The following is a 20,777-nucleotide window of genomic DNA, read 5'->3' on the forward strand; positions in this document are numbered from 1 at the left end:
CTCGGTCGAACAGCTGGAGACGGCCCGGGAGATGGTCGATATCGCGACGGTCCAGAACCGCTACAGCGTCGTCGACCGCGAGAGCGAGGACGTCCTCGACGCGTGTGAGTCGTACGACATCGGCTTCATCCCGTGGTTCCCCGTCGGCGCCGGTGACCTCGGGGACAAAGGTGACCTCCTGGAGGAGGTGGCCGCAGCGCACGACGCCTCGGTGTACCAGGTCGCACTCGCGTGGTTGCTCACACACTCGCCGGTGACGCTCCCCATCCCGGGGACGTCGAGCCTCGACCACCTCGAAGAGAACGTCGCGGCGTCGGCGCTCGAACTCACCGACGACGAAGTCGCACGACTGTCGGCCTGACGGCGCGGTCCGCTGTGTGCAGGGACCGGCGACGGGCCCGACCACGACGCCTTTGGTACCAGGTCACGTACTACCGGGTATGGACCGCACGCCTCCCAACCTGACCGACGACGAGCGAACGGCACTGCACGAACTCCAGCTCGGCCTCGAGGGCGTCCACCGCGCGTACGGCCACCTCCTCGCCTTCCACCACGCCATCGGGCGGTCGATGGACCACTTCGCGACGGCCGAACCGCTCCTCAGGGCGGCCGGTCACACCGCTCACGCGGACGCCATCCGCGACGACCACCTCCCCGCGGGCGTCGTCGACGACCGCTGGTCGTACGAGGTGGTCGAGGCGTTCGAGTCGGGCTTTCTGACCGACGTCCTCGCGTTCGAGGAGGCCGTCCGGTCGGACCTCGCCGGCGGCCAGACCCACGTCGCGGAACGGGTCCAGCAGCAGGCGTGGCGCGAGCGGGCGCAGGACTGACGCCCGGGACCGCTCAGTCGTCGGCGGCTTCGAACGCCCCGTCGAGTGCGGGCGCGTCGACGCCACGGCCGAGCCACCGGCGGCCGCTCCGGACCAGCACCCGACGCTGGACGACGGCGAAGCCGGCGAACACCACGACGAGCCCGAGTGCCGTCTCCGGAGCGACGCGTTCGCCGAGGACCGCCCACCCGGTGAGAGCGGCCACGACCGGCATCGCGTAGGCCGTGAGGTTCGCCCGGACCGGCCCCACGGCGTCGATGAGCGCGTAGTACGCCGGGTAGGCCGCAGCCGTCCCGACGAGCCCGACGTAGAGAATCGCCGCCAGCGCCGACGGCGTCCACGCGAGAGGGACCGACTCGCCGAGCCCCAGACTCGTGGCGTGGACCGCCGGCGCGGCGAGCGCCATCGACCACCCGGTCAGCGCGAGCGTCGGCATCGTCGGCCGGATGCGCCGGAGCAGCACGCTCCCCAGCGCGACGCAGGTGGCCGCGATCGCCACGAGACCTTGACCCGCGCTCCCGACGAGGTTCGCCGGGTCGGGCTGGACGATGACGACCACGCCGACCAGTCCCAGGAGGAGGCCGAGGCCGTCGGCCACCGAGACCCGTTCGTCGCGGAGTAAGAAGACGGCGAACACCGGCGCGACGACGGGCATCAGTCCGTAGACGACGGCTCCCGCGTTGCCGGTGGTCGTGGTCTGGCCGACGAACAGCAGCACGTTGTTCGCGAGGACGACGAGGAGACCGCTGGCGAGGACTCCGAGGACGTCCGCACGGGAGCGTGGCCGCCACGCGCCGCCGTACCGGTGCCACGCGTACGCGAGGAGGACGACGGCGGCGATGTCGACGCGGAAGGCGGCGAACAGCACGGGCGGGAGCGACACGAGCCCCACTTCGATGCCGACGAACGAGGTACCGAAGCAGAACGCGGCCGCGGCGAAGTAGAACGCGGCCCGCCGACTCATTCGCCCACCCCCCGCGCGGCGACTGTTCGGCGTGTCGCCGCGCGGGCGGTGGACGGTCGAACGTCGGTACCGGACGGGAAGGGGTGTCTCGGAATCACTGTCGCTTCTCAACTGAAAGAGGTCGTTTACCGTGAAGTAGTCACCGACTCGTCCGAAAAGAGTGAGAATGTTCGACAACCCGCTGGTTCGCACACCACACGACGCGGTCGTTCGTTCACTGCTGGACGGGGCCGCCCACGCGAGGCGGCGTCACTCCTCGGCGGCGTCGACCCGGTCGGCGTAGCGCTCGAGTTCGGCGGCGAGTTCGCGCGCCTGCGCCGCCGAGAGCGTCACGCGGTCGGCGTGTGCCGGGAGCGTCTCGAGCTGGGTGTTGTCGAGCTCCAGTTCGAGCGTCACGTGGTCGGGGTCTCTCCGGGGCGCTGTGACGTTGAGGACCGCGAAGGCCTCCTCGTCGAAGTCGTGGCCCTGCGCGGACCCGTCGAGCATGTCGAAGGTGGTGTAGGCGTTCACCTTCAGGAGCCGGTCTGGCATACGAGACGGTGGGCGACGCGGCGGCAAAGGCGTGTCGCGTCCGCGGGACGCCGCGGGTCAGCCCTCGCCGACCGTCTCGTTTCGGCCGTGTTCTCCGGCGCCGTCCGTCCCCTGTTCTCCCGGCTGCTCCGTCGGTTCCTCGGCACCCCCGACGTACGTCAGCGGGACGACACCGGTGAGGAGGACGGCGGCGTACGCGAGCAGGAGGAGGCCGCCGAACGTCGACCCGACCGAGGGCGCCATGTTGGCGAAGAACGACTCGAACGTCGTGACGGCGACGGCGTCGAGAACCATGCCCGGGAGGACGAGCAGCGTCGCGGCCGTGAGCCGTCGTTCAGGGGGGACGTCGAGGAGCGAGTAGACGGCGAACGCCAGCATGGCCATCACTGGAACGGTGGCGACGAACACGATGGCGACCCGGCCGCTGTCGTCGGGCGGGAGCAGCACCTGCCCGACGAGTCGAAAGGCGATGGTCGCGAGAACCCAGAGACCGACGCCCGTGCCGACGAGCGCCGCGGCCTGCGTGCGCGAGTCGACGATGGCCTCGCGGGAGAGCGGTGAGGACATGTCAAAGAGAACGTCGGCGACGAACGTCAACGTGCCGACGGGCGCGAACGTCTCGCGACGTCGAACGAACGGGCCGGCCGTGACGGGTGGTCTAGTCGTCGGCCGGGAGCGGTGCCCCCTCGCGGTCCGTCGGGGCCGGCGACGCACCCATGTCGTCGTCCTCGGCGTAGGGGTACCAGGTCATCTTCGTGTTGTGCATCATCGGGTCGTCGTAGTCGGTCTCCTCGGGTTCGACGAGTGAGTCGAGGAACTCCTCGTCGTCCTCGTGGCGCTCGACGAACTCGCGGAACGTCTCGTCACCCTCCCGGTGGCGCTCGAAGTTCGCGAGCAGGTTCCGGATGGCGCCGGGCACCTCGTCGACAGGGACGCGCTGGGTGACCCACTGGGTGAAGCGGGGGTTCTCACCGAGGCCGCCGCCGAGGCCGATGTCGAGCGCCTCGACCGGTTCGCCGTCCTTCCGGGTCTTCATGCCCCGCAGGGAGACGTCGGCGATTTGCGGCTGGGCGCACGAGGCGGTACAGCCCGAGAGGTGGATGTGGAAGTCCTCGACCCCCTCGGGGAGGTCGACGTTCTCCTTCAGCCAGCGCGCGTAGCGCACCTGACGGTTCTTCGTCTCGACGATGGAGAGCGAGCAGAACTCGGTGCCCGTACACGCGACCGAGCCACGCATGAACGGGTGTGGGTCCGGCGAGTAGTCCTCGAGGAGGGGTTCTTCGAGGAGCGCGTCGAGTTCGGACTCGGGCACGTCGGTGACGACGACGTTCTGACGCTGGGTGACGCGGACCTCGCCGGAGCCGTACTCGTCGGCGACGCGGGCCAGTTCGCGGGTGTCTTCGGTGGCCATCCGCCCGACGAGGACGTTCAGGCCGACGTAGTAGTTGCCGTCGTTCTGCTCGTGGACGCCGACGTGGTCCGAGTGACCGCCCGTGGCGCGACCGGCGTTGTACGAGTAGCTCTCGCGGAGGTCCTCGCCGGCCGTCCGAAGCTCGAAGTCGACGTACTCGGCCTGTAGCGTCTCGCGAATCTCCTCGACGCCCATCTCGTCGACGAGGAACTTCATCCGGGCGCTGTACCGGTCCTCGCGGTCGCCGTAGTCGCGGAACAGCGCGGAGATGGCGCCGCCCACCTCGACGGCCTCCTCGGGCGTGACGAACACGTCCAGTTCGCGGGCGAGGCGCGGTTCGTTCCGGGCGAGGCCACCGCCGACGTTGACGTTGAAACCTCTCACGGACTCGCCGTCTATCTCCTTCGTCGCGGGCTCGAAGGCGAGGTCGTTAATGTCGCCCTGACCACAGCCCTCGCGGCAGCCGGTGACCGCGACTTTCCACTTCCGGGGGAGGTTCGAGTGGTCGTCGTGGCCCTTGTACGTCTCGTGGAGGCCTTCCGCCACGGGCAGCGCGTCGACGTGCTCGTGCTTGTCCTTCCCGGCGACGGGACAGCCGACGATGTTCCGCCAGGAGTCGCCGCAGGCCTGCTGTGTCGACAGGCCCACGGATTCGAGCCGCTCGAAGATTTCGGGGATGTCCTCCAGTTTGATCCAGTGGAGCTGGATGGACTGTCGCGTGGTCCAGTCGACCCAGCCGTTCCCGAAGATGGGATTCTCCTCGGGACCCTCGGCGAACTCTTCGGCGATCTCGGCGACGACTTCGGTCTGTCCTGGCTTCAGGACGCCGTTGGGCGTCCCGATGCGCATCATGAAGTACGACTCTTGGCCGTTGCGCTGGTGGTACAGCCCCCACCACTTGAAGCGCTCGAACCACGCGTCGTGTTCGTCTTCGGGGATCGCGTCCCAGCCTTCCTCCGCGAAGCGGAAGAGGTGCTCCCGTATCTCGTTACCGTAGACCTCCGACTTCCAGTTCTCGACGTCCGTCGGCATTCGTGTTTCACCCATCCAGGGCCACACGTAAGCCCGTCTGTATGGCGTCAACCCTTCCCGGTGCTTCGGGGAACCGGAGAATGTTACCTACTCGTGGGCTGGCGTGCAGCTCAACCGCGCGCGTGCGGTCCGAGGACGCTCTCGCGGTCGATATCGCGGTACGCCCCGTCGAGGATACGCCCGACCGGAAGCCACGGCGTCACCCCGCTCTCGCCACACGCGATGCACTGTCCGTACACGCGCGTCTCGACTGTCCGGCCGTCGACACCCACCTGCTGGAAGTTCTCGACGACGAGGTCCGGGAGGGTGCACCTGCAGAACTCCGGGTCGTGGAACCGCCAGAGTTCGCTCACGCTCACGCGGCGTTCGTCGTTGACGGACACCCAGGCCCCGTCGTCGAGGATGCGAAGGGCGACGCTCATACCCCCTGTCGGTGCGGAGAACACGAGTACGCCCCGGCCGGAGCAATCCCTGACGAATCCCGTGACGCGCCGTTCCGGACGAACCGCGGTACGACGATATTTTTCGTCGGAAAGTCGCGTCGAAGATAGAGGCAGTTGTCTCCGGTAGCCCGGAGTGCTGGCATCGATTACTGGCTGAGGCGGCCTTATTCCCTTCCCCTCCGTGCGTGTACCTGATGACTGACTCTCTGCGGAGTCGCTACCGACAACACGCACCAGCCGACGTCGCACCGGAGCTGTACGACAGTGAGGAGGACGACCGATGAGCGATGAACCCGCACTCGTGTCCGACGAGCGAGACGGGGAGACGACCGAGGCCGACGACGTCGACACGGCTCACCTCGACGACGTGGAGCCCGGAGCGGGTTGCACCGAAATATGGGAGCACCTCTCCGAGCGTCGCGAGCAGGCCGGTTCCGACTGATCCGATGCTGTGGCGTTCAGTCGGCAGTGCGGCGAGGTGTTTTTGCTCTCGGCGACCAACCGGCGGACGAGATGAGTGACGGAGACGGTCCTCGTCGGTGGACACACCCCGCCGACCGCGAAGAGCCGGTCGGTGAACCGGTGGTCCGCGCCGACCCATCTGTCACGGGCGAACGAGCCCGCGAGGCCGTCGGGTTCGACCCCGACGACCCCGAGAGCGTCCAGCTCGCGGCCGAGACCGTCCGGGCCTTCTCGGAGAACACCGTCGGCGCCGAGGACAACGTCTACATGCTCCGCGGCGCGGCCGCCTGTGCCGCGCTCGTCCGCGGGGTCGGCTCGTACAAGCGCGCGGCCGAACGGGCCGGCGGCGACGTCTCGGTTTCGTTCATCCGGAAGTGGGCCCGCGTCCACGACCTCCCGCAGGCGATTCGACGACACGTCGCCCGCGGCGACATCGCCCCGACGGCCGCGAAGCACATCGCCCGCGTCTCCGGCGACGCCCGGTTCGCACTCGCGTGGGCCGTCCTCGACAGCGACCTCACGGTCCGGGAGGTACGCCGTGCCGCGAGCGCTGTCAACGACGGGGCGCCCGTAGAGGAGGCGCTCGCCGAACACGGGGTCGTCCTCGGGGAACTCGCCACCCGGCTCCCGCCCGACCTCTACCTCGAACTCCGGCGTCGGGCCTCGCTGGAGAACGTCTCCCCAGACGACGTTCTCGCCGACGCGCTGACGGCGTACTTCGCGGAGTGACTGGCGAACGGGCGACCCGGCACGGACACGAAGCGGTGGGTCGCGCCCCCGCGAGACGCTTCGTGACGGTCGTCAGGTGATCGGGCGGGATGGGGTCGCCCTCGTATATGAACGTCCGGACCAGTGCCCGCTTCCCCGCGCTCGAACTGGACAGTAAACGTTTATCAGTGCACCACGGTTAGGTGACCGTGAGGGCCGGTAGCTCAGTTCGGCAGAGCGTCTGGCTTTTAACCAGACGGTCGGGGGTTCAAGTCCCTCCCGGCCCGTATCGAAATCCGCGAGCGGCAGCGAGCGGTTCCGAACGACCCGTGAGGGCCCGAATCGGAGAGTGATGTGAGCGGAGTGTCCCGTGGGTCGACTCCGAACGGCTCGGACCCGGGCGTCACTCGGTCCGTTCGCCCTGATAGCTCCCGTCGTACGTTCCCTCGTGTGTCGCCTCGGCCAGCACCAGTTGAGCGACCCGCGCGCCGCGTTCGAGTTCGATGGGGTGGTGCACCTGCAGGAGTCCCTCGCCCTTTCCCTCGTACCCGGCGTCCCACACCGCGGTGTTGAGCATACAGGAGTTGCGCATGAGCGACGAGCGAGGGTAGATGAACCCGACGTGGCCCTCGGGGATGTGGACCGTCTCGGCGTACTGGAGGACGTATCCACCGGGCGTGAGCGACGCCCACTCGCGACCGTCACGAGAGTCGAACTCGACCGGTCGGCGCTCGCCGATACGCTTGCCGTCGGTTGCAATCCGTCCGGACTCTGTCTGTTCGAGCACCGCTGCGAGCGTGAGGTCGACACCGTTCGGCTGGACCTGTGTCTCGTCGACGGGCGTGACGTGGTCGGCGACGTACGGACCGCTTTCGAACATGCCGGGAGTGGCGAGAGTCGAGGCAAGACGGTTTCGAAGTCGGTCAGGACGGCGGGGGAACCGGTCACACGAGGCGTGTCGTCGACCGAATCGTCACGGCGGTCGTCGGAGTTCACTCGGAGCCGAGCTAATGTGAATTTTACCGCGAAAATTGCCTGACGGCGGTCAATTCTGCATGGTTGTCCAACAGGAACAAGGAGGATTTATATCCGTTCGTCGTCGACGGGCAAACGTTATGGGACTGACGTTGACCGAGAAGATTCTCGACGACCACCTCGTCGAGGGTGAGCTCGAGCCCGGCGAGGAGATCGGAATCGAGATCGACCAGGTGCTCACACAGGACACGACCGGCACGATGGTCTGGCTGCAGTTCGAGGCGCTCGACCTCGACGAGGTACAGACCGAACTGGCGGCGCAGTACTGCGACCACCAGACGTACCAGTTCGACTTCAAGAACACGGACGACCACCGCTTCCTCCGCTCCGCGGCCGGGACGTACGGCGCGTACTTCTCCCGCCCGGGCAACGGTATCTGTCACAACGTCCACAAGGAGAACTTCGCCGCGCCCGGCAAGACGCTCCTCGGATCGGACTCGCACACGCCGACGCCCGGCGGGCTGGGCCAGCTGGCCATCGGTGCCGGCGGCCTCGACATCTCGGTCGCCATGGGCGGTGGCGCGTACTACGTCGAGATGCCCGAAGTCGTGAACGTCCGTCTCGAGGGCGAACTCCCCGAGTGGTCCACGGCGAAGGACATCATCCTCGAGATGCTCCGCCGCGAGACGGTCAAGGGCGGCGTCGGCAAGGTGTTCGAGTACACCGGTCCCGGCGCGGAGTCCCTGACGGTCCCCGAGCGGACGACCATCACGAACATGGGGACGGAACTCGGCGCGACCTCCTCCATCTTCGGCACGGACGAGAAGACCCGCGACTACCTCGCCCGCCAGGGCCGCGAGGAGGACTACGTCGAGCTCTCGCCCGACGAGGACGCCGAGTACGCCGACGAAATCGTCATCGACCTCTCCGAACTCGAGCCGCTCATCGCTCAGCCGTCGATGCCCGACAACGTCGTGCCCGTCCGCGAGGTTGCCGGCACGGACGTCGAGCAGGTCATCATCGGCTCCTGTACCAACGGCGGCTACGAGGACGTCCTCCCGGCCGCGAAGATGGTGAAGGGTCGCGAGATCAAGAAGGACGTCGAGATGATCGTCGCTCCCGGCTCGAAGCAGGCCGCCGAACTCCTCGCCCGCGAGGGCTGGACCGCGGAGATGATGGCCGCCGGCGTGAACGTCTCCGAGGCGACGTGTGGACCGTGCATCGGTATCGGCCACGTTCCCGCCTCCGACTCCGTCTCGCTGCGGACGTTCAACCGCAACTTCGAGGGCCGCTCCGGCATCGAGGACGACTCCGTCTTCCTCTGCTCGCCGGAAGTCGCCGCCGCCGCGGCGCTCAAGGGCGAGATCGTCGACCCGCGCGACCTCGCCGACGAACTCGGCGACCTCGAAGCGCCCGGCATCGAACTCCCCGACCAGTACGACGGCTCGAAGACTGACCTCATCACGCCCGACGAGGCGGTCGACGACGAACTCATCAAGGGCCCGAACATCGGCTCCGCGCCCATCGGCGAGCCGCTCGAGGCCGACATCGCCGGCGAGGTGCTCCTGAAGATGGAGGACAACATCACGACGGACCACATCATCCCGGCGACGTCGGACATCCTCATGTACCGCTCGAACATCGAGAAGCTCTCCGAGTTCACGCTCTCGCGGGTCGACGAGACGTTCGCCGAGCGCGCCATGGAGGCCGACGGCGGCGTCCTCGTCGCCGGCGAGAACTACGGCCAGGGCTCCTCCCGCGAGCACGCCGCGATGTGCCCGCTCTACCTGGGCGTCGAGGCCGTCCTCGCGCAGTCGTTCGCCCGCATCCACAAGGCGAACCTGTTCAACTTCGGCATCCTGCCCCTGACCATCGACGCCGACACCTACCAGCAGATCGACCAGGGTGACGACGTCGAGGTCGTCACCGACGTCGCCGAGGCCGTCCAGGCCGGCGACGAAGAGTTCACGGTCCGCGTCAATGACGACTGGGAGGCGACGGCCACGCTCAAGGCCTCCGAGCGCGAGCGCCGCATCCTCGCCGCCGGTGGCAAACTCCGGCTCACGAAGGAGCAGTACGAGTCTGGCGGCGGCGCCGCACCCGCCGACGACTGAACGCGGCCCCACGACCGTCTCCGTTTTTTCGGTCACGCGAGCGACAGCACCGGAGCCGTCCGACGAGCCGAGCCGTCGTCCTTTTGCGGCGGCCGCCCGTACTCGAAACCGTGCCCTCCCCGCCCGGTTCTGACGACGACGACGGTCTCTCGGCCGACGAGGAGGTCGTCATCCGTCAGGCCGAACAGGCCGACCTCCTCGACGTGTTCCGGCTCGAACGGTCGACGTTCCCTCAGCCGTGGCCGTTCTCGGCGTTCGAGTCGTTCCTCGGCGAACGCGGCTTCCTCGTCGCCCGGACCCGCGGTACGCCCGACGTCGTCGGCTACGTGGTCAGCGACACGACACCGAACTACGGGCGGGATATCGGCCACGTGAAGGACCTCGCGGTCCACCCGGACGCGCGCGGGCGAGGACTCGGTCGGACGCTGCTCGGACGGGCGCTCCAGACGCTCGCCGCGAGCGGTGCGGCGCTCGTCAAACTCGAGGTCCGGACGACGAACGACACCGCCATCGGTCTGTACCGGAGCGAAGGGTTCGAACCGCTCCGTCGCATCCCGCGGTACTACGCCGACGGCGAAGACGCGTTCGTGATGGTGCTGGACCTCGCAGAGTGGGACGGGACGGTCACCGACGCCACCGAGCAGACGCGCGGCGACCGCGGAGCTTGACGTTTTTGTCCGTCGACGCCGACGTCCGTGTATGGGCTACGCCTGTCCGGTCTGTGACGACCCACAACAGGACGCCGAGCACCTCGCGAACCACCTCGCGTTCCAGGCGCTGACACACGGCGACGATCACGAGTCGTGGCTCGACGAACACGCTCCTGGTTGGGCCGAGGGAGGGCCGGCAGACCTCGCCCCGCGGCTGGCAGAACTCGCCGAGGCGGCCGAGTACGAGGTGGTGTTCGCGGACACTACCGGAGAGCGAGGCGACGGCGAACGGTACGATCCGGACCTCCAGGGCGTCGAGGGCCTGCCCAGTCAGGACCACCGGCACGGTGGGGTCGGGGGGCACGACCACGACCACGCGGGCGGCGACGGCATCGACGTCTCGAATCTCGACCCCGAGGCGCGCGACGTCGTCGAGGAGGCCCGGTCGCTGACGCGCGAGATGCTTGAGGAGGGCGCAGACGACGCTGCGGACGAGTGACCGGACTGACACGCCCCGTCCGCGGCCGGTGGGAGTCGACGGTACTACGACGTCCTGTCGAGCGCCGCGGCCGCCCCGGCGACCACGACGAGCAGGGCCGTTCCGACGCCGGCCAGCGCACACACTCTCACGAGGTCGTCGGCCGGCGACGTGAAGAGTCCGACCAGTCCGAGCAGGTCCCACAGGTCCGCCAGGACCGGCACACAGACCCCGGCCAGGAACCACGCGGCGGGCGCGGGGACGAGTCGTAGCTGCTGGCCGAGAACGCTCGCGGCGTCACCCGTGACGAGCGGGGTGGCCTCCTCACCGAGTCGCACGCCACGGACGACGACGTAGGCCAGCGCCGCAGCGACTCCGGTCGCCCGGACGGCCCGGGCGACGAACGGGGTGAACGCGACCCACGAGAGCATCGTCCAGAGGAGCAGTATCCCCGCGACTGGACGGCTCTCGCGGAGCGCCCGGGGCGGTCCGAGCGGCGACGGGGGCGACACGGAGACGAACGGGAGGCGCTCTGTGAGCGTGCGGTGGAGGGCGGTGGAGGGCATCCGACGGCACCGGATTCGGTCGATGGAGAGAAAGGTGCTGTGGTTCGCTCGACGGTCCGACACAGGTAAACGGCCCCCGCCACCAGCTACGCTCGATGCGTACCGAGGGAACCCTGGCACCCGACACCCACGAGGAGGCGCGCGAGGCGTTCGAGGCCGCTGGTCCCGTCGCCCAGCGGGTCGTCCGGGAGACGGCCCGGGCGATGGCGTTCGACCCCGAAGAGTACCGCGAGCGCGTCACGAGCGACGTCGTCTCGACGGCCCGCGACGTGCTGTTCGCCGCTCGGCTGTTGATTCACGGCGGCACCCGCACCGAGTTCGAGGAGTGGTGTGCGGCCCACGACGCCTACGACGTCGTCGAGGTGGGGAGCCCGAACGTCGACCGACTCGTCTGGCACCCCGCACCCTTCGCGAACCGCGTCGTCGCCGCGAGCTACCAGGACGAGCGCGAGGCGGCGGTCGAAATCCTCCGTCGACAGGCGCTCGGCCGCGTCTATCGCGTCGAACTCGAGGAGGTGGAGGGAGCCGCGGTGACCGACGTCGACGAGGCTCGACCGGCCGACGCGGCCGACTCCGACACGGGGGAGCAGGCCGATGAGTGACGACGGCCGCCGACACGAGGCCCTCGCCGACCCGGAGTGGCCCGTCCTCGAGTCCGCGGTGGAGTACGAGACGGGCTGGTTCACCGGGGGGTACGACCTCGTCGAACAGCCCGACGGGTCGACGAAACGCTACTACTGGGCCGAACTCGCGACGGCGGTGGTCGTCGTCAGCGTCACCGACGAACAGCTCGTGATGGTCGAACAGTACCGCCCGACCATCCGGGAGACACAGCTGGAACTCCCCGCGGGTATCGTCGAGCAGGGCGAGTCGTTCACGGGGGCGGCCGAGCGCGAACTCCGCGAGGAGACGGGGTTCGAGGCGTCGTCGACGAGTTTCCTCCAGGAGGTGTGGTGTACGACCGGGATGCTCAGACACCGCCGCGGCTTCGTCTTCGCCGAGGGACTCTCCCCGGTGGCGCAGGAACTCGACGACAACGAGTTCCTCTCCGTGCGAGCGGTCCCGCTCGACGAGGCTGTCGACGTCGCGCGCGCCCAGCCGACTAACGACGCCACCGTCGAAGGCATCCTCATCGCCCACGACGAGGGGCTGGTCTGAGCGGGAGACGTCGGCGAAAGCCGCCGCTCTGCACGAATCGACCCTCCTGCCGGGTCCGGTGTGGTCGTCGCGTACACTGGAACGAGTAGCAACCCCGATTGCGTTCCTCGGCGATACGAATCAGCTACCACGAGAACGCGGATTACAGCCGAAACGCCGACGTCCTCGAACTTGCGTCACCGTGCGAGAAGCCCAGCCGAGTACGTTCTCTGTCCCGGCCCGTGGTTACCGACAGCGTTCGAGCAGATCGTACAGGGGCTGCTGTATACGGAGCGGGTGTGTTGCGGTGCGAATCACACGATACTGCTCGCTCGGAACACCGGTGACAGACGGTCCCGAGACTTCGCGCTGTCTCTTCGGAACTGGAACGCCGACTGCTGACCGCGAACACTACCGGTCGTTGACGAAGTCGACGCCGGTGACCTCGAAGCGAGCACCACCGTCCTCGGCCTCGGTCACCAGCATATCCCACCCGTGGCCGTCGACGACCGAACGAACGATCGAGAGGCCGTACCCCATTCCGTCCTCTCGGGTTGTATACCCGTGCTTGAACAGACGCTCGTGGTCGGCCTCCGGGACCCCGGGGCCGTCGTCCTCGACGTAGAAGCCGTTCTCGAGCGGCCCGACCCGGACAGTCACGCCCTCGCCGCCGTGGTCTACGCTGTTCTGCAGGAGGTTCTCGAACACCTGCACCAGTCGGTCGGAGTCGGCTATCAGCGGCCGAACCGGTTCGTACTCACACGTCGCGCTCTCCGGGAGTGACCCTTCCCGGGCCGTCTCGAGAACGTCGCCGATGAGAGTCGAGTCGGGGCCCTTGACCACTTGGCCCGAGCGGGCCACCTGAAGCAGGTCCTCGACGAGCTGTTCCATCCGTTCGGCCGTCGTCCCGATGGCGTCGAGGTGTTCCGGATCGCCGGTCTCGCGGTACAGGTGGAGGCGACCGCCGACGACTGACAACGGTGACCGCAGGTCGTGCGAGAGAGCGTCGGTGAACTTGTTGAGTCGTTCGAGCTGAACGTTCCGCCGTTCCAGCGCTCGCTCGTACTCCCTGCGCTCGGTGATGTCGATGACGAACTCGACCTTCGTCGTCTCGTTCAGCCGCCGGGACTCGAACAGTCCCCACCAGCGCGAACTGTCGGCGTGGTAGTACTGCTTCTCGTAGGGGACGCCGCTCCCACTCTCCTCGACCTCTCGGAGGTGGCGCTCTCCGGCCCGGTAGAACTCTTCGGGCGAGAGGTCGCGCCACGACGTGCCCAGCGCCTCGTCGTAGTCGAGGCCCACCATCTCGAGAAAGGCGTCGTTCGCGTCCTCGACCGTGCCGTCGGCGTCCCAGACGATGACGCCGACCATCTCCGAGTCGAACACGGGGTGTGAGCGAACCTGCGCTCGTCCCTCGCAAGACGCTTCACGAGGCTCCCGGCCGCGTTCGACGGGACGCCACCAAACGCGGCTGTCGGCCTCGACCTCCTTCGTATTTAACACACCGTCGTCCACGAGCGACTCCAGTTTGCGGCGAATCGTACGCTGGGGACAGTCGAACTCCTCGGTGACCTCCGAAGCAGTGACGGGGGTGTTGGCGGGCCAGTGGTGGTCCAGCGCGTCGAGGACCGTGCTGGACGACGGGACGGAGGAATCCATGGACGTGATTGACCGTGGTCTGAGGTAAGCTTACTGTCAAATTACATAATCCGGCCAGCGACCTCCTGATGCTCGGTCACGTCGGCGACTCTCGTCTGCTGACTACGGGGACACCGCTTCTGACCGCTACTGAGTAGGGCGGTTCCGGCCGTGCTGACTACTGCGCGCACGGCCGGTCACTGTTCGAACTCGACGCCCGTAACCTCGAAGCGTGCGCCACCGCCAGGACCGTCGGCGACTCGAACCTCCCAGCCGTGTGCGTCGACGATTTGCTTCACGATGCGCAGGCCGAACCCTGTCCCCTCTTCTGTGGTCGAGTAGCCAGCGTCGAAAACCTCCTCGCGCTCGCCGGTGGGGATTCCCGGCCCATCGTCTTCGATATAGAACCCGTCGGAGAGGTCACCGACAGTCACGCCCACGTCGTCGCCAGCGTGTTCGATGGCGTTCGTGTAGAGGTTCTCGAGGAGTTGCTGGAGCCGACTTCGGTCGGCGAGGATGCTCCGTTCGGCTTCGGCTGAGAGCGTTGCCTCGGCGGTGTCGACGTAGTGCCAGCAGTCCTCGGCGAAAGCTCCGAGTTCGACCGCCTCGACGGTACTCACTTCGCTCCCCTCCCGTGCCAGCGTCAACAGGTCGTCGATGAGCGCGTGGCTCCGCTCCAGTGCGTCCCCGACGCCGTCGAGTCGCTCGCTATCGCACTCCTCCCTCGCTAGTTCCAATCGCCCCTGGGCAACGGCCAACGGGTTGCGGAGGTCGTGCGAGACGATGCTCGCGAACTCCGCTAACCGCTCGTTCTGACGCGCCAGTTCCTGCTCCTTGCGTTTTCTCTCGGTGATGTCCTGAAACACCCCGCGGACCGTGACGACCTCTCCGTCGCGTTCGACCGGTTCCCCGATGGAGTGAACCCAGCGTTCCTTACCGGCATCCGTGACGAGACGGGCCTCGAATTCGTACGGCTCACCCGCGGAAATCGCTCGTTCGACTGCCTCTCTGACCTGCTGACGGTCGTCGGGATGGTAGAACTGGATTCCCTTCTCGACGTCGAACGGTTCGTCGGGGGGCAGGCCGTGGACGTGATACACGCCCTCGGAGAGCGTCGCGTCGTGGGGCTGGGGCGTCTGCGTATCGATTTCCCAGTACCCGATGTCAGCGACGTCCTCCACGTACTGGAACTGCTCGCTTTTGCGTTCGAGTTCCTGTTCGCGCTCTTTACGTTCGGTTATATCCCGAACGAACCCGACGATTCGGGTGAATTCACCGTCCTCGTCGAAGACGGGGTTGGCCTTGCTGTAGATCCAGCGGACCCCGTCCTCGTCTTCGAGGCGATGTTCTACCTCCGTTGGGTTTCCCTCCAGGATGCGTTCGAGTGTCTGTTCGACCAGCTCTTGGTCGTCTGGGTGGACGTTCCCGAGAAAGGACGTCGGATTTGCTTCGAGTCGATCGATCGAGCCGTTCCACACGTCTTCGTATGCGGAGTTGACGAACAGGAGTTCGCTCCAGTCGCTGTCGAACATGAAGAGGATCTCTTCGGTTCGCTCGGCGAGTTGAGAGAGCTTCTGTTCGGTCTCCGCGACGGCTCGTCCTGCCCGGTACTGTTCGACTGTGTTGTTGATTCGATGAGCGAGTACCTCGTACTGGCTGATTCCGGACCCCTTCTGGAGGTAGTCGGTCACCCCGGCCGAGATGGCGTCGCTGGCAACCTCCTCGCTGCCTTTGCCGGTGTAGAGGATAAACGGTAGGTCGGGGTTGTCCGCCCGGACGGTTTCGAGGAACTCGATGCCGTTCTGGCCAGGCATGTCGTAATCGCTCACGATACAGTCGAAGTCCGCGTCAGTGAGTCGGTCGAGTCCCTCACCGACGCTCGTTACCGTCTCGACGTCGAACCTGTCGTCTATCTGCTCGACGAGAGCCGCAGCCGTCTCTGCGAAATCCGGGTCGTCGTCGACGTGCAGAATCCGGATCGTACTCTTCATTACTGCCTCGAGAGTCCTCGCAGACGAAAAGCCGTTGCTTGTGCCGGTAGCTTCTCGACTATCTCGTGCCGAAGATTCCCTCTGAATCGGCCACGCTGCCCTCGACTCGACCGACAGGGCGGTGAGACGACACCTTCCCCGTCCGATTCACCACCTCCCGTCGGTCGCTCATCCCTCGCGCGTGTGTCACAGCGGCTTGGACCACGTGACGTCACGCGCCACCGGCCCGGCGACCCCGTGGCTCTCGCCCCCATCGTGTCTGTTGCAGCGGTCGCCGTGCAGCACTCCTCCACCCGGCCGCCGGTCGTTCTCTCGCACCCGCGGTACACCACGCCGGGGGACTTATCCACCCGTGCTCGCTGTATGGGGGTATGGACGGCGAAATCTCCACCGACGAGGTCGCGTCCCTCATGGGGACGGACGACCCGCCACGCATCGTCGACATCCGCTCGCCCGGGGCGTTCGCCCGCGGTCACATCCCCGGGAGCGAGAACGTCCCGTTCGGTCGGCTCCCCGAGATGGTCGAGTCGCTGGCCGACGCCGACCACATCGTCACGGTCTGCCCCCACGGGAAGGCGAGCGTCCAGGCGGCCCGCCTCATCACGTCGTTCGAGGGCACGGCGGACGCACGGGTCGAGAGCATGGCGGGCGGCCTCGAAGCGTGGGAGGGTCCCCTCGAGGCAGACGACGGGACGACGGCCGAGGCTGCGGACGGCGAGACGGCGGATTCGCCACCCGACGCGCCGTTCTGACGCTCCGCTCGAACGACGCAGCGGACACAGTCAGGACTCGACGGCCCCGACGACACGAGAAACGAACGACTCGACGCGGACTGCTGCTACGCCGCTGTCATGCGACGTTGAATCCTTTATCGCGGAGGAAATCCTCCACACGCCCGGTGTGGTTCCCCTGGAGTTCGATAGAGCCGTCCTCGACGGTTCCACCGCAGGCGAACTTCGACTTCAGGTCCGACGACAGGCTGTCCATGTCGACGTCCTTCGGGTCGAACCCCTCGATGACCGTTACCTCTTTGCCGTAGCGTCGCTCGTCGATGTGGATGTTGATCTCCTGGGATTCGCGGGCCACGTCTTCACAGACGCAGAGTTCCTCAGGCAGTCCACACGTCGAGCATACCTCTGACATTCCAAGCAGAAATCCGAGAGCGAGATACAAAACAGTATCGGGAGGACTCATCCCCTGAGTCCGGCCGAACCGCGGCGGCGACTCCGACAGCCTCCCGGTCAGGCTGTCGTCGCCGTCGGTTCGTCGGACCGACCCGAGACCAGGCCGCCGACGACGGGCGTCGACTCCCAGACCAGGGCGTCGACGAGGGCGACAGCCCGTTCGGCCTCCGCGTTCGAGACGCCCGACCCGTAATGTGCCCGCTCGTAGATGTCGGCGACGCGTTCGACGCGGCCGTCGAGGCCGTGGCCGCGTCCGAGCGCGCCGATGTACGCCCGTGGCGTCTCCGTCGGCCGCCGCGCGCGGTACCGCCGCTCGAGGAGGCGTTCGAGGCGGTCGAACGCGCGTTCGACGTCGGTCACGGCGTCGTCGGCCGGCCGCTGGTAGCGGAGGCGGAGTTCGGCGGCGAGCCACGCCAGGAGGCCCAGTCGTCGCGCCCCGGCGATAAGGCCGACGAACGCGACGACGCCGAGGCCCAGCGTCTCCTGCGAGGGGAGGTCGGGCAGCTGGAACCCGCTCTCGTCCTCGCCGGTCCCGCCGTCGAAGTTGGCGTCCTGGACGGCGGGGAGCGGCGTGGCGTTCGCGCCGACGTCCCCCTCGATGTTCCGCCGGACGGCGTCGCTCTGTGAGGAGTTGTTCAGCGAGCTGTTACCCGTCTCGACCGGCGTGACGTTCGGGGTTCCGTCGGTGTCCGGTTCGGTGTCGTTGGTGTCGACGCCGGGTTCGTCGTTTTGCCGCGCCTCGGTGAGTCGGGTCCGCTCTGCAGTCTCGCGCGGCGTCGCCGGCGTCGGGTCGAACCGGACCCAGCCGACGTCCGGGAAGTACGCCTCGACCCACGCGTGCGAGTCGAGGCCGCGGACGACGTACTCGTCGTCGCCCACCTGTTCGCCGGGCGTGTAGCCGACGGCGAGCCGCGCTGGGACGCCCTGTGCGCGCAGGAGCGTCACCATCGTGGTCGCGTAGTACGTACAGTACCCGGCGTCCATCTCGAAGAGGAACGCCTCCGCGACGTCGCCCTCCGGACGCTCCACCGTCAGCGAGTAGCGTTTGTTCTCCTCAAGCCACTGCTCGATGGCCACCGCCTTGTCGTAGGCGTTGTCCTGCCCGCCCGCGATTTCGGCCGCCTTCTCGCGCACCCGCGTCGACGTGCTCTCCGGTAGCTGGAGGTACTGCGTCCGGATGGCGTCGGGGTAGTCGCTCCCGGCCCGACGGAGCTGTTCGGAGGTGTACTGCGGGACGCGGCTCTCGACGGTGTAGCTCTCACCGGCTGTGAGGCTCGACGCGGGCGTGAAGAAGCCCTGCTGGGTGATGCGAACCCGGTCCGAGACGCCGCCCGAGACCGAGACGGGCTTCCACGCGGCCGGCATCGCCGACGCCGTCGACTCGACCGTCACGGTCTGGGTCAGCCGCCGCGAGGCGCCGGGCGGTCCGGCGAGGCGGCCCTGGTAGGGGTCGGTGTCGCCCGTCCGCACCCAGCCGTCGCCGGTGTAGCGGTCGTACGTCGCCGTCTGCCAGTAGTGGCGCTCGTCGGCCTCGATGGTGTATCTGACCTTCGGGGAGAGGCGGATGGAGCCGAGCACCTCGATGCGCTCGGGCGAGTTGACGAGGCTCGCCTCGACCGTCGGCGAGCCGCGGTCCGGGAGCAACGGCTGCGCCGCGCCGCCGGGCACCACCGACAGCGTCGCCGCGAGGACGACCATCGCCGCGAGCACTGCGACGAGCGTGTCGAGTTGCGCGACCGTTCCGCCGTACCTGTCGAGCGTTCCCAGCCCGAGCGCCGTCCCCGCGCCGATGACGCCGACGAGCGTCGTCGCCGTCCCCGCGTCGCCCGTGAGGACGAACAGGCCGAGCGTCGTCCCGCCGACGGCGACGCTCCAGGCGTAGCGTTCGCGCATCGCGAGATACCACGAGAGGAACACCGGCCCCGGCGCGACGCCGAGCGCCCACACGTCGGCGGCAGTCAGTCGCAGGACGGAGAGGCCGGTGAGGAGCGCGACGGTGTCCGAGAGGAGCCGTTCGGGCGAGAGCAACGAGAGCTGACTCGCCGGGATGGCGAGGAAGTACGTCACGGTCCCGCCGGTGAGGAGGACGGCGGTGAAGAAGACGGCCGTCCGGACGCGGAGGAAGCGCCCGAGCGCCGTCGCGAGGAGGAACGTCCCCGCGACGAGGAGGACGAACACGCGGTTCCCGCCGACCACGTTCGTGACGTGCGAGAGGACGCTCAGGTACGACAGCGTGAGGACGACCACGCCCGCGAGCGCCGCCCCGCGGAAACTGGTCCGGTCGCCGAGCCTCCCGAGCGACCCGAGCGAGAGCCGACGGTCGCTCGTACTCACACCGCCACCTCCTGTCGGTCCTCGTCCGAGTCGTCGGTCGAGCGGGCGTCGCGCCGGCGGCCGGACCCGGTCACGTCGTTCATGCCCGCCCGCTCGGTGGCCACCAGGTCGTCGAACGACAGTTCACGGCCGCCGAGGCGGACGACGGTCCCCTGTCGGGTGGCACGCACCGCGACGAGCGGCTCGTCCTCCGGTGTCGCGGTTCCGTGTCCCACGCGCGCCAGGTGGTCGAGCGCCCGCTCCCGGTCGCCGGGGGCGACCGAGAGCGTCCCGGTGGGCGTCACGAGCGTCACTGGGACACCCGCCCGCAGGAACGTGAGTGTGAGAGTCGCGCCGGCCTCGGCCATCTCGTCCGCCCGGCCCTCGTCGGCCGAGAGCGAGAGGACGACCGTCCGCGAGCGGTTCTCGGCGGTGAACTCCTTGACGACGAGGTCGCCGCGCTTCGCCGAGGTCTTCCAGTGGACGTCCCGGAGGGAGTCGCCGCGGACGTACTCGCGGAGGCGGTCGAACTCGTCCCGGTCGTCGCTCTCGGCCGTGTCGTGGAGCGCGAGCAGGTCGCGTTTCGCCCGGTTCGAGAGGTCGTACACCCGGGGGTAGACGAGCAGGTCGTCGGTCTCGCGCGCGGAGAAGCGTCTGGACGCGAGGCCGAGGACGTCGTGCGCGACGAACGAGGTGGGACCGACGGTGTGGGGGCCGCGGTGGCGGTACGTCACCTCGTACGAGACGGGCGCTCGGCCGACGGTTGTCTCCGTCCCCGTCTCCCCCGCGAGTCCCGGCGGGAGCGCGTCGCGGACCGTCGCGGTGAACGGCGTGTCGACGTCGAACCGGAGGGTGATCTCCCCCGTCTCGCCGGGGAAGCCGTTCGGCGGGAGCGTCCGGTCGACCGTCGGCGTCCCGGTGCGTCGGACCTGGACGACGGCGGCGACGAGCGCGACGAGGCAGGGGAAGACGACGGCGTTGAGCGAGCGCGCGCCGAACCACGCGGCCATGAGGGTGCCCGAGAGGGCGACGACCACCACGGTCCACCCCCGTCGCGTCAGCCTCATTCGACCGCGACGGTGTCGAGCGCTCGCTCGACGACCGCGGCGCCGTCGTCGTCACCCCCACCGGGTCGGATGCGGTGGCTCCACACCGTGAGAATCTCCGCCTGCACGTCGTCGGGGACGACGTAGTCGCGGCCCTCTAGCACGGCCCGGGCCTGTGCGGCGCGGACGAGCGCGATGCCGCCACGGGGTGAGACGCCCAACTGGGCGTGCTTCCGCGTGAACGACGCCAGTCGGGTGACGTACGACCGAACCGGTTCGCGGACGTCGACGGTGGTGACCGTCC

At 68.2% G+C, this 20,777-nt stretch carries 23 protein-coding genes and 1 tRNA gene; 11 read left to right on the top strand and 13 right to left on the bottom strand.

From position 1 onward, the window contains the following. On the top strand, positions 1 to 361 hold a 361-nt coding region (locus ACESK5_RS14290; RefSeq protein WP_372912255.1), incomplete at its 5' end, for an aldo/keto reductase. A gap of 79 nt (positions 362 to 440) precedes the next feature. Next, on the top strand, positions 441 to 830 hold the full coding sequence (locus ACESK5_RS14295; protein WP_372912256.1) for a hypothetical protein: 390 nt from the start codon (positions 441 to 443) through the stop codon (positions 828 to 830). Positions 831 to 843: 13 nt separating this feature from the next. On the opposite strand, the gene ACESK5_RS14300 is transcribed toward ACESK5_RS14295, so the two are convergent. The 5 genes from ACESK5_RS14300 to ACESK5_RS14320 form a co-directional block, all read right to left on the bottom strand. Beyond that, positions 844 to 1,794 carry a DMT family transporter gene (locus tag ACESK5_RS14300; RefSeq protein ID WP_372912257.1) on the bottom strand — a complete coding sequence of 317 codons (951 nt, stop codon included), beginning with the start codon at positions 1,792 to 1,794 and terminating at the stop codon, positions 844 to 846. Positions 1,795 to 2,043: 249 nt separating this feature from the next. Next, positions 2,044 to 2,325, bottom strand: a complete 282-nt coding sequence (locus ACESK5_RS14305; RefSeq protein WP_372912258.1) for a DUF6360 family protein — start codon at positions 2,323 to 2,325, stop codon at positions 2,044 to 2,046. Positions 2,326 to 2,382: 57 nt separating this feature from the next. Next, the gene (locus ACESK5_RS14310; RefSeq protein ID WP_372912259.1) at positions 2,383 to 2,892 is read right to left on the bottom strand and encodes a DUF5367 family protein; all 510 of its coding nucleotides are present in this window, start codon (positions 2,890 to 2,892) and stop codon (positions 2,383 to 2,385) included. 91 nt (positions 2,893 to 2,983) lie between these two features. After that, positions 2,984 to 4,768, bottom strand: a complete 1,785-nt coding sequence (locus tag ACESK5_RS14315; RefSeq protein WP_372912260.1) for a nitrite/sulfite reductase — start codon at positions 4,766 to 4,768, stop codon at positions 2,984 to 2,986. A 110-nt stretch (positions 4,769 to 4,878) separates the two neighbouring features. After that, on the bottom strand, positions 4,879 to 5,190 hold the full coding sequence (locus tag ACESK5_RS14320) for a hypothetical protein (protein ID WP_372912261.1): 312 nt from the start codon (positions 5,188 to 5,190) through the stop codon (positions 4,879 to 4,881). A 301-nt stretch (positions 5,191 to 5,491) separates the two neighbouring features. Here ACESK5_RS14320 and ACESK5_RS14325 point away from each other — a divergent pair, with 301 nt between their 5' ends. The 3 genes from ACESK5_RS14325 (at position 5,492) to ACESK5_RS14335 (ending at position 6,668) form a co-directional block, all read left to right on the top strand. Further along, on the top strand, positions 5,492 to 5,653 hold the full coding sequence (locus ACESK5_RS14325; RefSeq protein ID WP_372912262.1) for a hypothetical protein: 162 nt from the start codon (positions 5,492 to 5,494) through the stop codon (positions 5,651 to 5,653). A gap of 71 nt (positions 5,654 to 5,724) precedes the next feature. After that, entirely contained in the window at positions 5,725 to 6,402 is a 678-nt protein-coding gene (locus tag ACESK5_RS14330; protein WP_372912263.1) for a hypothetical protein, read from the top strand. A gap of 192 nt (positions 6,403 to 6,594) precedes the next feature. Further along, positions 6,595 to 6,668: transfer RNA gene (locus tag ACESK5_RS14335), tRNA-Lys, on the top strand. 116 nt (positions 6,669 to 6,784) lie between these two features. Here the strand turns inward: ACESK5_RS14335 and ACESK5_RS14340 are convergent. Beyond that, positions 6,785 to 7,261: a deoxyuridine 5'-triphosphate nucleotidohydrolase gene (locus ACESK5_RS14340; RefSeq protein WP_372912264.1), complete on the bottom strand. Its 477-nt coding sequence runs from the start codon at positions 7,259 to 7,261 to the stop codon at positions 6,785 to 6,787. 235 nt (positions 7,262 to 7,496) lie between these two features. Between ACESK5_RS14340 and ACESK5_RS14345 the strand changes: the two genes are divergently transcribed. The 3 genes from ACESK5_RS14345 to ACESK5_RS14355 all read left to right on the top strand — a co-directional run bounded on the left by ACESK5_RS14345 (position 7,497) and on the right by ACESK5_RS14355 (position 10,619). Then, a complete protein-coding gene (locus ACESK5_RS14345; protein ID WP_372912265.1) occupies positions 7,497 to 9,470 on the top strand; it encodes an aconitate hydratase in 1,974 nt (657 codons plus the stop codon). Between the two features lie 110 nt (positions 9,471 to 9,580). Next, a complete protein-coding gene (gene rimI / locus ACESK5_RS14350; protein ID WP_372912266.1) occupies positions 9,581 to 10,138 on the top strand; it encodes a ribosomal protein S18-alanine N-acetyltransferase in 558 nt (185 codons plus the stop codon). Positions 10,139 to 10,169: 31 nt separating this feature from the next. Next, positions 10,170 to 10,619, top strand: coding sequence for a DUF5810 domain-containing protein (locus tag ACESK5_RS14355; protein ID WP_372912267.1), 450 nt, complete (start codon positions 10,170 to 10,172; stop codon positions 10,617 to 10,619). 44 nt (positions 10,620 to 10,663) lie between these two features. Here ACESK5_RS14355 and ACESK5_RS14360 read toward each other — a convergent pair whose 3' ends face one another. Further along, a complete protein-coding gene (locus ACESK5_RS14360; RefSeq protein WP_372912268.1) occupies positions 10,664 to 11,164 on the bottom strand; it encodes a hypothetical protein in 501 nt (166 codons plus the stop codon). Between the two features lie 95 nt (positions 11,165 to 11,259). On the opposite strand from ACESK5_RS14360, the gene ACESK5_RS14365 reads away from it, so the two are divergent. After that, positions 11,260 to 11,766, top strand: coding sequence for a DUF5809 family protein (locus ACESK5_RS14365; RefSeq protein WP_372912269.1), 507 nt, complete (start codon positions 11,260 to 11,262; stop codon positions 11,764 to 11,766). Further along, positions 11,759 to 12,322, top strand: coding sequence for an NUDIX hydrolase (locus ACESK5_RS14370; RefSeq protein WP_372912270.1), 564 nt, complete (start codon positions 11,759 to 11,761; stop codon positions 12,320 to 12,322). The genes ACESK5_RS14365 and ACESK5_RS14370 overlap by 8 nt, the downstream gene beginning before the upstream one ends. Before the next feature lie 390 nt (positions 12,323 to 12,712). On the opposite strand, the gene ACESK5_RS14375 is transcribed toward ACESK5_RS14370, so the two are convergent. Beyond that, positions 12,713 to 13,960, bottom strand: coding sequence for a sensor histidine kinase (locus ACESK5_RS14375; protein WP_372912271.1), 1,248 nt, complete (start codon positions 13,958 to 13,960; stop codon positions 12,713 to 12,715). A gap of 176 nt (positions 13,961 to 14,136) precedes the next feature. After that, the gene (locus tag ACESK5_RS14380) at positions 14,137 to 15,930 is read right to left on the bottom strand and encodes a PAS domain-containing protein (protein WP_372912272.1); all 1,794 of its coding nucleotides are present in this window, start codon (positions 15,928 to 15,930) and stop codon (positions 14,137 to 14,139) included. Positions 15,931 to 16,301: 371 nt separating this feature from the next. Here ACESK5_RS14380 and ACESK5_RS14385 point away from each other — a divergent pair, with 371 nt between their 5' ends. After that, a complete protein-coding gene (locus ACESK5_RS14385) occupies positions 16,302 to 16,682 on the top strand; it encodes a rhodanese-like domain-containing protein (protein WP_372912273.1) in 381 nt (126 codons plus the stop codon). A gap of 97 nt (positions 16,683 to 16,779) precedes the next feature. On the opposite strand, the gene yciH is transcribed toward ACESK5_RS14385, so the two are convergent. The 4 genes from yciH to ACESK5_RS14405 all read right to left on the bottom strand — a co-directional run. Continuing rightward, positions 16,780 to 17,073 carry a stress response translation initiation inhibitor YciH gene (gene yciH / locus ACESK5_RS14390; RefSeq protein WP_103427006.1) on the bottom strand — a complete coding sequence of 98 codons (294 nt, stop codon included), beginning with the start codon at positions 17,071 to 17,073 and terminating at the stop codon, positions 16,780 to 16,782. A gap of 98 nt (positions 17,074 to 17,171) precedes the next feature. Beyond that, complete coding sequence (locus ACESK5_RS14395) at positions 17,172 to 19,448, bottom strand: DUF3488 and DUF4129 domain-containing transglutaminase family protein (protein ID WP_372912274.1); 2,277 nt, start codon at positions 19,446 to 19,448, stop codon at positions 17,172 to 17,174. Continuing rightward, a complete protein-coding gene (locus ACESK5_RS14400) occupies positions 19,445 to 20,494 on the bottom strand; it encodes a DUF58 domain-containing protein (RefSeq protein ID WP_372912275.1) in 1,050 nt (349 codons plus the stop codon). Before ACESK5_RS14400 ends, ACESK5_RS14395 begins: the two co-directional genes overlap by 4 nt. Then, a partial coding sequence (locus tag ACESK5_RS14405; RefSeq protein ID WP_372912276.1) for an AAA family ATPase occupies positions 20,491 to 20,777 on the bottom strand: 287 nt, incomplete at its 5' end. The genes ACESK5_RS14405 and ACESK5_RS14400, both read right to left, overlap by 4 nt.

The sequence above is a fragment of the Salinigranum sp. genome, assembly GCF_041641895.1.
GTDB lineage: Archaea > Halobacteriota > Halobacteria > Halobacteriales > Haloferacaceae > Salinigranum.